The organism is Trichocoleus sp. FACHB-6 (genome assembly GCF_014695815.1).
Lineage (GTDB): Bacteria > Cyanobacteriota > Cyanobacteriia > Cyanobacteriales > FACHB-T130 > Funiculus > Funiculus sociatus.
Genome location: NZ_JACJOY010000131.1, coordinates 2,501 through 5,164, shown reverse-complemented (window position 1 = coordinate 5,164; position 2,664 = coordinate 2,501). Strand labels below are relative to the sequence as shown.

1 tRNA gene and 2 rRNA genes (1 of these 3 running past the window's edge) are annotated in these 2,664 nt (G+C 50.9%); all 3 read left to right on the top strand.

Annotated features, from left to right (window positions below):
* Positions 1-192: 192 nt before the first annotated feature.
* Positions 193-1,685: ribosomal RNA gene (locus H6F66_RS27430) — 16S ribosomal RNA — on the top strand.
* 124 nt (positions 1,686-1,809) lie between these two features.
* Positions 1,810-1,883, top strand: a tRNA-Ile gene (locus H6F66_RS27425).
* 203 nt (positions 1,884-2,086) lie between these two features.
* Positions 2,087-2,664 (top strand): 23S ribosomal RNA (locus tag H6F66_RS27420); it runs 2,316 nt beyond the window's last position.
* The 16S and 23S rRNA genes sit together here with 1 tRNA gene alongside, the layout of an rRNA operon.

Here is a 2,664-nt window from a genome sequence, read left to right as displayed (position 1 = left end):
GCTATATTAATAAAGCGGTCGGGAGAGACAAGCGAAAGCGAGACTCAAGCGAGCGAAGAGAACCTAGAAAAAATAATAGTTTGAAAGCCAGAGTAACACAATAACCTCGTCAAAGAAAATCGGATTAGGGGAGAAAAACCCCGAAGCCAAAAGAAGAGGGAAACGAATTGTTTCCAGAGCAACAAACTCAACAAAATGGAGAGTTTGATCCTGGCTCAGGATGAACGCTGGCGGTCTGCTTAACACATGCAAGTCGAACGGGAATCTTAGGATTCTAGTGGCGGACGGGTGAGTAACGCGTGAGAATCTGCCTTCAGGACGGGGATAACAGGAGGAAACTGCTGCTAAAACCGGATATGCCGAAAGGTGAAAGTATTAATAGCCTGAAGAGGAGCTCGCGTCTGATTAGCTAGTTGGTAGGGTAAAAGCTTACCAAGGCGACAATCAGTAGCTGGTCTGAGAGGACGATCAGCCACACTGGGACTGAGACACGGCCCAGACTCCTACGGGAGGCAGCAGTGGGGAATTTTCCGCAATGGGCGAAAGCCTGACGGAGCAAGACCGCGTGGGGGAGGAAGGTTCTTGGATTGTAAACCCCTTTTCTCAGGGAAGAAAAAAATGACGGTACCTGAGGAATAAGCATCGGCTAACTCCGTGCCAGCAGCCGCGGTAATACGGAGGATGCAAGCGTTATCCGGAATAATTGGGCGTAAAGCGTCCGTAGGTGGTTATTCAAGTCTGCCGTTAAAGAGTGGGGCTTAACCCCACAAAGGCGGTGGAAACTGAAAGACTAGAGTGCAGTAGGGGTAGAGGGAATTCCCGGTGTAGCGGTGAAATGCGTAGAGATCGGGAAGAACACCGGTGGCGAAAGCGCTCTGCTGGACTGCAACTGACACTGAGGGACGAAAGCTAGGGGAGCGAATGGGATTAGATACCCCAGTAGTCCTAGCCGTAAACGATGGATACTAGGTGTGGCCTGTATCGACCCGGGCCGCGCCGGAGCTAACGCGTTAAGTATCCCGCCTGGGGAGTACGCACGCAAGTGTGAAACTCAAAGGAATTGACGGGGGCCCGCACAAGCGGTGGAGTATGTGGTTTAATTCGATGCAACGCGAAGAACCTTACCAGGACTTGACATGTCGCGAATCTTCTTGAAAGAGAGGAGTGCCTTAGGGAGCGCGAACACAGGTGGTGCATGGCTGTCGTCAGCTCGTGTCGTGAGATGTTGGGTTAAGTCCCGCAACGAGCGCAACCCTCGTTTTTAGTTGCCATCATTAAGTTGGGCACTCTAGAGAGACTGCCGGTGACAAACCGGAGGAAGGTGGGGATGACGTCAAGTCAGCATGCCCCTTACGTCCTGGGCTACACACGTACTACAATGCTACGGACAAAGGGCAGCAAGTTAGCAATGACAAGCAAATCCCATAAACCGTGGCTCAGTTCAGATCGCAGGCTGCAACTCGCCTGCGTGAAGGCGGAATCGCTAGTAATCGCCGGTCAGCATACGGCGGTGAATCCGTTCCCGGGCCTTGTACACACCGCCCGTCACACCATGGGAGTTGGCCACGCCCGAAGTCGTTACCCTAACCTGTTAAAGGAGGGGGATGCCGAAGGCAGGGCTGATGACTGGGGTGAAGTCGTAACAAGGTAGCCGTACCGGAAGGTGTGGCTGGATCACCTCCTTTTAAGGGAGACCAAACCCCACCCAACCAAAAAATCGTTAAGATTTGGTAGAGTGGAGGTCAACCTAGGTCATCGAGGAAAAGTGAATACATCAGCTTTCAAACTATTAACAGGTTCAAAAAACACGGGCTATTAGCTCAGGTGGTTAGAGCGCACCCCTGATAAGGGTGAGGTCCCTGGTTCGAGTCCAGGATGGCCCACCTAAAAGAAAACGAACCTAAGCACTAAAAGAACAAAAAAGGCAAATTTTGCCAGCAACGAATCTTATCCTAGAGTAAGAAAGCCTGCTGGGAATAAAAGCCAGCAAAAGAACCTTGAAAACTGCATAGCAACGTAAAAAGCAGGAAAAACGAGACATCAAATCAAAAAAGGTGTCCGTAAAACTTCAAGCTGAAGAGATTGTGGTCAAGCTACAAACAGCTGACGGTGAATCCCTCGGCACACAGAGGCGAAGAAGGACGTGGCGACCGACGAAACACTCCGGGGAGCTGGAAGCAAGCATCGAGCCGGAGATATCCGAATGGGGCAACCCCAAGTACAGCCTGTTGAATCCATAGACAGGCATGAGCCAACCGGGCGAACTGAAACATCTTAGTAGCCCGAGGAAAAGAAATCAAAAGAGATTCCCCCAGTAGTGGTGAGCGAAAAGGGAGCAGCCTAAACCATAAAGCTTGCTTTATGGGGTAGTGGGACAGCAACAAAGAGACTAAAGGTACTAGACGAAGCAGCTGAAAACTGCACCAGAGCAGGTAAAAGTCCTGTAGTCGAAAGCGCCAATAGCTCGAGCTGAATCCCGAGTAGCATGGGGCACGAGAAATCCCGTGTGAATCAGCCGAGACCACTCGGTAAGGCTAAATACTACTGTGTGACCAATAGTGAACCAGTACCGCGAGGGAAAGGTGAAAAGAACCCCGAAAGGGGAGTGAAATAGAACGTGAAACCGTCAGCTGACAAGCAATGGAAGCTCGATTAAACGAGTGA